A 7,721-nucleotide genomic window follows, 5' to 3' on the forward strand; every position below is an offset into this window, starting at 1 on the left:
GCCCCTCGAATCGCCCGTCTCATGCCGCCCGTCGCTCGGTGAGCAGTCGCCACGCGAACCACACCTGCCAGGCGAAGGCCAGCCCGATCGCGACGAACAGGCGCACGCTCGCACCCGGACCGAACGGGACCGAGAGCACGAAGCACACGATCGCCAGGGCCCGGGTCCACGCCGCCGCGGCTCGGTGCCCGTCGCGCCCGAGGCGCCGGGCGACGACGAAGCACGCCGCGATGAGGGAGAGGAACGCCAGTGGCGGTGCCACGGCGTGCACCTTCGCGTGGAAGCTCGTCGTGGCGGGGATGCCATCGGGCGCGCCCGCCGGGAAGCCGAACGCGCCATCCGCGGGGAAGGCGCCGCCGATCACGAGCCCGACCCCGAAGAGGCCGAGGAGGATCGGGGCCCAGCGGCTTGACGCCCCGGTCGGGACGGCGCGCGCCACCCCGACGGCGAAGGCGATGCCGAGGAGGCCGGCGAGGATGAAGTTCGCGATCTGCACCCAGCCGCCTGGTCCGACGGCCAGCAGGCTGATCGGATGCCGGGCGAGGTCGAAGCCGTCGCGCACGAGCACCTGCACGGTCGCGGTGAGCATGAAGATCGGTCCGGCGATGAGGCCGGCGCGGAGCAGCGTCCGGGTGGACGCGTCGGTGCCCGGCCGTGGCCGGGTCGGGGTGGTGGTGGACGTGGACATGATCGCCTTTCCGTCGAGTTCGTGTTCGGTCGTTCACCTGCACGTCGCCGTCGGGCTCGCGTTCTCGACATCCCGTCGACAGAATTTCTCCGGGACCGATGTCGAGATCGCGAGCCCGACGGCGACGTGAGAGTGACGGCGGCGCATCGCCCGCCGGAACCGACTGAACGAAGGAGCACTCCCATGCAGTTCATGTGCATGCTGAAGAACGACGAGCGGTCCGCACCCGCCCCGCAGGAGGTGTACGCCGCGATGGCGGAGTTCGAGCAGGAGGGTCGCCGCAACGGAACGCTCGTCGAACTCGGCGGCCTGCTGCCGAGCGCCGCGGGCGCGATCGTCTCGCTCGCCGACGGCCGGATCAGCCATGTCGATGGGCCGTTCGCCGAATCGAAGGAGCTCGTCGGCGGCTACGCGATCATCGAGGTGCGCTCGCGCGACGAGGCCGTCGAGCTCGGCCGCCGGCTGATGGCGATCCACCTCGAGCACGCGCCCGGATGGGAGGGGAGCTGCGAGATCCGGCAGATCGCCGGGTAGCCACCGGCCCGCCGGGTGGATACTGGTCACCGTGGAGGCGGAGGGCGACGTCCGAGCCGCGGTCGACGCCGTCTGGCGGTTCGAATCAGCGAGGCTGATCGGCGCGCTCGTCCGCATCTTGGGTGACGTCGGCGCCGCCGAGGAAGCCGCGCAGGAGGCTGCGGTCGCCGCCCTGGCGCAGTGGCCCGCGACCGGGATCCCCGCGAATCCGGCCGCCTGGCTCATGACGATCGCGAAGCGGCGCGTGATGGACGGCTTCCGCCGAGCTGCCCGGCAGGATGGCGCGAGCGCCGCCCTCGCCCGCGACCTCGAGGGTTCGCTCGCCGCCGACCCGGCCGACGCGGTCGACCACGTCGAGGACGACGTGCTGCGACTCATGTTCATCTGCTGCCACCCGGCCCTCACCACGGAGGCGCAGACGACGTTGACGCTGAAGCTCGTCGCGGGCCTCTCGACGCGCGAGATCGCGCGCGCCTTCCTCGGTTCCGAGGCTCGGATCGCGCAGCGGATCGTGCGGGCGAAGCGCACGCTCACCGAGGTCGACGCGGTGATCGAGGAGCCCGGCGGCGCCGAGCGCGCCGAGCGGCTCACTGCCGTCCTCGGCGTCGTGTACCTGCTCTTCAACGAGGGCTACTCGGCGACCGAGGGCGCGGAATGGATGCGGCCCCCGCTCTGCGACGAGGCGCTCCGCCTCGGCCGCATCCTGACCGCGCTCGTCCCCGACGACGCGGAGGTGCACGGCCTCTCGGCGCTCATGGAACTGCAGGCATCACGGCTCGCGGCTCGGGCTGGGCCCGAGGGCCGGCCGGTGCTCCTCGACGACCAGGATCGCGCGCGCTGGGACGCCGGGCGCATCCGTCGCGGACTCGCCGCACTGGCCGAAGCGGAACGGCTCGCGGGCGAGGCGCCCGGCCCGTATGCGCTGCAGGCCGAGATCGCGGCCTGTCATGCCAGGGCGGCGACGCCCGAGGAGACGGACTGGCCACGCATCGCCGCGCTCTACGAGCAGCTCGCCCGCCGGACCGGATCGCCGGTCGTCGAGCTGAACCGGGCGGTCGCGCTCGGTCGCGCGTTCGGCCCGGAAGCGGGACTCGCACTCGCCGACCAACTGGTCGAGCATCCGGCGCTCTCGGGCTACCACCTGGTGCCGAGTGTGCGCGGCGACCTGCTCGAACGGGTCGGCCGCCGCGAGGAGGCCGCCGCGGAGTTCGCCCGTGCCGCACGCCTGGCCGGGAACGCGTCGGAGCGCGAGTTCCTCCTCGAACGGTCTCGCGCCGCGTCCGTCGAGGGATGACGTCGCGGCGGTCGCGAGCCGACGAGCACCGGTGAGACTGCCCGTCGCCGGCATCGAGCGCGTCCCGCGCGAGCTCGACGGCCCGGCGCAGCGACACGTGGATGGTCGGGCCCGGACGCGAACCGAGCGAGGTCGACCCGGGCGTCCTCGACGCGGTCCGGGCGATGCAGCGCCGCGCCTTCGAGATCGCCGTTTCCTGGCGGGCCGGAGCGTCGCAGAAGCCGGATCCGCCGGCGCTCGACCGCCTGGCGGAGATCGCCGCGCGCACGCTCGTCTCCTCGACTGGACCGCACCCGACCGCTGACGGGTCGCCCCGATCCGCGATATTGAACTTCTCGGTTCAGTGATCTACACTGAACCGCATGGTTCAACATGAGGTGCTCGACCGGGCGTTCGCCGCCCTCGCCGACGCCACCCGACGCGACATCCTGGTGCGACTCGGCGACGGGCCCGCCACGATCAGCGAACTGGCCGAGTCTGCGGGGATGACCCTCACCGGCATCCGCAAGCACGTCGACGTGCTCGTCGACGCGGGGCTCGCCACCACTGAGAAGGTCGGACGCACCCGGCAGTGCCGGCTGGGCGCCGAGCGATTGGACGACGCCATGGCGTGGATCTCCTTCTACCAGCGCCTCTGGGAGCGCCGTCTCGACGGTCTCGAGGCCTACTTCACCCTCCGCAATGGCACGCGGAACGACACCCACAACGACACCGACAAGGGCGCAACATGACCGAGCACACGGGCGGCACCGCCGCCGACACCACCACCGAGACCCTCGAGCTCCGCGCGTCGCGCACGCTCCCCGCGACACCCGAGGAGGTCTTCGACGCCTACACCGACGCCGAGCAGCAGAAGATCTGGTTCTCGATCCTCGACGAGGAGCCGGGCATCGTCGAGATCGAGGCCGACCTGCGCGTCGGCGGCCGGCAGGTCGCCGTGTGGGGGCCCGACCGCGACACGCTCTTCCGCGAGGAGCAGGTGTTCCTCGAGATCGATCGCCCGCACCGCCTCGTCACCGAATCGACCGGCAGCGACCCGAGCGGCCAGACGATGACCACGCACATCGTCGTCACCTTCGAGCCCGTCGACGGCGGCACCCTCATGAGCGTCGTGCAGTCGGGCTTCCCGACGCCCGAGATCCGCGACTTCTTCGCGTCGCAGGCCTGGGTCGGCGCGTTCGACCGCATCGAGGCGTACCTCGTGCGTCGCTGACGCCTCGGCCGACGCTGTCGCTTGACCCTCACACTGTGTCATGGTCGAACGTGGTCTCCACCATGTACACCATCGGAGAATTCGCCGCCTTCGGACGCGTGAGCGTGCGGATGCTGCGCCATTACGACGCGATCGGGCTGCTCGAGCCGGCGCACGTCGACGAGCACAGCGGGTACCGCCGGTACTCGAGTGCCCAGCTGCAGCGGTTGCTGCGGATCGTCGAACTGCGCGGCTACGGGATCGGCCTCGACCGCATCGCGGTGGCGCTCGCCGGCGACGAGGTCGGCGGTCTGCACGACGCTCTGGCCGAGCGTCGCGCCGACCTCGCGGCATCCGTCGCCGACGACACCGCACGGCTCGCGCGGCTGGAGCGGCGACTCCGACTCCTCGAAGGAACAGAGACCATGAACGACACCATCGAATACCGCACCGTCGAGCCCGTCACCGTCTACGCGACCAGCACGGTCGCGCACGGGATGGGCCCCGAGAACGTCGGTCCCGTCGTGGGCCCCGCGATCACCCGGCTCGACGACGCGCTGACCTCCGTCGGCCGGCCGCTCATCGGGCCGGGCATCTTCTGGTACGAACCGGTCGAGGGCAGCGACGACCTCGCCGTGCACGTGTCCTACACGGCCGAGCCCGAACCGCAGCCGGGCGCGGGCTACGACGTCGTGACGCTGCCCGCCGTCGCGACGATGGCCACGTTGATCCACCGCGGCGACATGACCGGCATCGGGCAGTCGTGGAGCACGCTGATGGACGGCCTCGTCGCCGAGGGGTACCGGATCACCGGCCCCACTCGCGAGGTCTACCTCGTGGCCGACGGGCACGAGCCCGGCCCCGACTGGGTGACCGAGCTGCAGGCACCTGTCGAGCGCGAGGCCTGAGGCGACTGGCGACCCGCCCTACGCCGTCCACCACGGCCGCAGCGGCAGCTCGCCCACTCCCCCGCGGTCGTCCGGCTTCACCGCCAGCACTTGGTGCAGCTGGATGCCGCCGCGCTCGAACTGCAGCCGCGAGCCGGCCATGTAGAGCCCCCACACCTTCGCGGTGGGCAGGCCGACCTCGTCGACCGCCTCGTCCCAGTGCTCGACGAGGTTGGCGCACCAGTCGCGCAGCGTCAGCGCGTAGTGCGGGCGCAGGTTCTCCTCGTGCAGCACCTCGAGACCGACATCCTGCGCTTCGGTGATGATGCGCCCGGACCCGGTGAGCTCGCCGTCGGGGAAGACGTAGCGGTCGATGAAGCCGTGCGTCGACGGTTCGGACCGGTTATCGGGGCGGGTGATGCAGTGGTTGAGCAGCAGCCCGCCGGTTCGCAGCCGCGACTGCAGGAAGCGGAAGTACTTCGCGTAGTTGCGCACCCCGATGTGCTCGAGCAGCCCGATCGACGACACCGCGCCGAACCCGGAGTCGGCGATGTCGCGGTAGTCGCCGTGGCGCACCTCGGCGAGCTCGCCCAGGCCCTCCTCGGCGATCGCGCGCTGCGCCCACGTCGCTTGCTGCTCCGACAGCGTCACGCCGACGACACGGATGCCGCGGCGCGCCGCGTAGCGCACCATGCCGCCCCATCCGCAGCCGACGTCGAGCAGCCGGTCGCCGGCCGTCAGCCGCAGCTTCTCGAAGACGAGCCGGTACTTGTTCTCCTGGGCTTCGTCGAGGGATGCCTCGGGGCGCGGGTAGCACGCGCAGGTGTAGGTCATCGACGGCCCGAGCACCCATTCGTAGAAGGTGTTCGACACGTCGTAGTGGTGGTGGATGGCCTCGGCGTCCCGCGCCTTGCTGTGACGGCGACCGGTGGCAACCCGACGCCACCGGGGCGGCGCCTCCCCCGGCGGCGGCGCGATCGGCCGCAGGTGCTCGACGCCGATCGAACGGAGGATCTGCGCGATCGCCCGTGGCGGCGGCATCCGGAACACCAGTTCGTCGGCGAGGGCGCGGAGCAGCTCGTAGGGGTCGCCGGGGTGCACGCCGTGGATCTCGAGGTCGCCGGCGATGTAGGCGCGCGCGAGGCCGAGGTCGCCGCGACCTGTGGCGAGGTAGGTCGTGCCGCGCGGCGTCTTCAGTTCGATGCCGAGCGGGGCCTCGGGCGGGCCCGCCGAGCTGCCGTCGTAGGCGGTGAACCGCAGCGGGAGTTGCCCGCCGGCGACGAGCTCCAGGATCTCGGCGAGGGTGAGCCTGCCCGAGGCATCCGCCGTCTTGGCATCCGCCAGCGAGGCATCGGTCTTCGTGGCATCCGCCGCCGACTCGGGCCCGCGCTCCTTGAACGTCGTCATCGTCGTTGCACCGCCTTCGCGTAGAGGTCGAGGAGCCGTGAGCCGGGGTCGTACCGCCGCTTCGCGGCGCGGTAGGCGTCGCCGCCGTAGAGCGCGTCGAACTCGTCGCGCGGGTAATAGGCGTCGGAGTACAGCGACTTGTGCCCGTCGAGTTCGCTCACCTTGTGCTCGATCAGCCGGTTCGTCGCCCCCTCGGTCGCGCCGACCGGCACGGTCGACCAGAAGCCGACGTTCACGTAGGTGCGGTGCGGCTCGAGCGGGTACAGCCGCCAGTCGCTGTCGTCGCGCGGTCGCAGCGGGCACAGCCAGATCGGCTCGATCGGCACCTCGGCGAGGAACCAGTCGAGGAACTCCGCGGTCCGCTCGATCGGGATCTCGACGTCCTGGATGACGCGCTCACGCGGCGGCCGGCCGCGGAACCGCTCGATGCGGTTTCCGATGTCGTACCGCCGTTCGAGCTTCATGAGCTTCCAGTACGCGCTGCTGCGCCGGTAGCGCCGCGGCCAGAATCGACGAATGAGCGGATGCTGCGCGCCGAACGCCTGCGAGCACCAGAACCAGTCGGTGTCCCACCGCCACAGGTAGTCGTGGATGGTGAGCCGGTCGTGCGTCGCGCCGTCCGCGTGCTGGATGGAGCGGTAGAAGATGCGCTGCCCGGTGTAGTCGCTGGTCGGGCCGGATGCCGCGGTCTGCACGCCCGCGCAGAGGTAGCTCTCGTCGGTGCTGAAGACGACCCCGTCGAGGTAGTCGACGCAGGTGCCGTCGTCGAGGGCGCCGGTGTCGACGATGCGGTCCATCGCGGCAATCAGGTCGGGGATGGCGTGGAATCGCAGGTGCGTGAGCGCGACGAACGGCTCGACCGGCTCGAGCTCGATGCGCAGGCGCACGGCGTAGCCGAGCGTGCCGTACGAGTTCGGGAACGCGCGGAACAGGTCGGCGTGCTCCGTCGGCGACGCGGTCACGACCTCGCCCTCGCCGGTGAGGATGTCGAGCTCGAGCACCGACTCGTGCGGCAGCCCGCTGCGGAACGACGTCGACTCGATCCCGAGACCCGTCACCGCGCCGCCGAGCGTGATGGTCTTCAACTGCGGCACCACCAGCGGCGCCAACCCGTGCGGCAGCGTCGCCGCGACGAGATCCTCGTACGTGCACATGCCGGCCACGTCGGCCGTCCGCGCCTCCGCATCGACCGCGATGACCTGCGTCAGCCCCGACGTGTCCAGGCCCCGGACCTCGACCCGGTCGCGCGACCGGAACAGGTTCGACGTCGGCTTCGCCAGCCGCACCGTCGCCGTCGCGGGCAGTGCCCGATAGCTCGCCAGCAGGCGCTCCACGCCGTCGGCGTGAGCGGCTCGTGCGTCAGTCGCGTCGGTCGCAGGAGCGGACACATTCTAACGGTAGTCCGGAGGGGCCGATGCCCGCATCGGGCAGTTCCCCTTGCCGCCGAGCGGGACTATGCCTCGCGAGTTCGACACCTCAAGGCGTACGAATCGTGCGGGTGTCGGATAAACACACACACACTCCTAGGCGGATGCCGCGCCGCCGACCATCGGATTTCCGAGGACTGGCCGTCTGTCGCACACTTGCCTCGTTCCCGTCGCTGGCGCGCATTCCCTCGTTCTAGCTGTGATGTCCAAGGACGTTGTTTCGGGACACGGCCCTGATCTGCTGAAAGGCGAAGACCTCCGGTTGTGAAGTGGAGCTGTTCAAGGAACCGCT

8 protein-coding genes are annotated in these 7,721 nt (G+C 71.1%); 5 read left to right on the forward strand and 3 right to left on the reverse strand.

Annotated features, from left to right (window positions below; all coding sequences use genetic code 11):
• Positions 1-19: 19 nt before the first annotated feature.
• Positions 20-688 carry a DUF998 domain-containing protein gene (locus tag ABD230_RS16165; protein ID WP_344376859.1) on the reverse strand — a complete coding sequence of 223 codons (669 nt, stop codon included), beginning with the start codon at positions 686-688 and terminating at the stop codon, positions 20-22.
• 183 nt (positions 689-871) lie between these two features.
• On the opposite strand from ABD230_RS16165, the gene ABD230_RS16170 reads away from it, so the two are divergent.
• From ABD230_RS16170 to ABD230_RS16190, 5 genes are all read left to right on the forward strand, one after another.
• A complete protein-coding gene (locus ABD230_RS16170; RefSeq protein WP_344376862.1) occupies positions 872-1,222 on the forward strand; it encodes a YciI family protein in 351 nt (116 codons plus the stop codon).
• Positions 1,223-1,244: 22 nt separating this feature from the next.
• Positions 1,245-2,516, forward strand: a complete 1,272-nt coding sequence (locus ABD230_RS16175) for an RNA polymerase sigma factor (RefSeq protein ID WP_425546251.1) — start codon at positions 1,245-1,247, stop codon at positions 2,514-2,516.
• A gap of 362 nt (positions 2,517-2,878) precedes the next feature.
• Entirely contained in the window at positions 2,879-3,247 is a 369-nt protein-coding gene (locus tag ABD230_RS16180; RefSeq protein WP_344376867.1) for an ArsR/SmtB family transcription factor, read from the forward strand.
• A complete protein-coding gene (locus tag ABD230_RS16185) occupies positions 3,244-3,729 on the forward strand; it encodes an SRPBCC family protein (protein ID WP_344376871.1) in 486 nt (161 codons plus the stop codon). Before ABD230_RS16180 ends, ABD230_RS16185 begins: the two co-directional genes overlap by 4 nt.
• A 35-nt stretch (positions 3,730-3,764) precedes the next feature.
• Positions 3,765-4,616, forward strand: a complete 852-nt coding sequence (locus ABD230_RS16190; protein WP_344376873.1) for a MerR family transcriptional regulator — start codon at positions 3,765-3,767, stop codon at positions 4,614-4,616.
• Between the two features lie 18 nt (positions 4,617-4,634).
• On the opposite strand, the gene ABD230_RS16195 is transcribed toward ABD230_RS16190, so the two are convergent.
• Together ABD230_RS16195 and ABD230_RS16200 are read right to left on the reverse strand one after the other, a co-directional pair.
• Entirely contained in the window at positions 4,635-6,002 is a 1,368-nt protein-coding gene (locus tag ABD230_RS16195) for a class I SAM-dependent methyltransferase (RefSeq protein WP_344376876.1), read from the reverse strand.
• Complete coding sequence (locus tag ABD230_RS16200; protein WP_344376879.1) at positions 5,999-7,336, reverse strand: FAD-binding oxidoreductase; 1,338 nt, start codon at positions 7,334-7,336, stop codon at positions 5,999-6,001. The genes ABD230_RS16195 and ABD230_RS16200 overlap by 4 nt, the downstream gene beginning before the upstream one ends.
• Positions 7,337-7,721 lie beyond the last annotated feature (385 nt).

It is taken from the genome of Agromyces tropicus (genome assembly GCF_039531345.1).
Lineage (GTDB): Bacteria > Actinomycetota > Actinomycetes > Actinomycetales > Microbacteriaceae > Agromyces > Agromyces tropicus.

Bases quoted from the DNA above. Each gene is read 5' to 3' on its own strand.
- ABD230_RS16195 (WP_344376876.1), bottom strand. From the start codon at position 6,002: ATGACGACGTTCAAGGAGCGCGGGCCCGAGTCGGCGGCGGATGCCACG.
- ABD230_RS16170 (WP_344376862.1), top strand. From the start codon at position 872: ATGCAGTTCATGTGCATGCTGAAGAACGACGAGCGGTCCGCACCCGCC.
- ABD230_RS16165 (WP_344376859.1), bottom strand. From the start codon at position 688: ATGTCCACGTCCACCACCACCCCGACCCGGCCACGGCCGGGCACCGAC.
- ABD230_RS16185 (WP_344376871.1), top strand. From the start codon at position 3,244: ATGACCGAGCACACGGGCGGCACCGCCGCCGACACCACCACCGAGACC.
- ABD230_RS16180 (WP_344376867.1), top strand. From the start codon at position 2,879: ATGGTTCAACATGAGGTGCTCGACCGGGCGTTCGCCGCCCTCGCCGAC.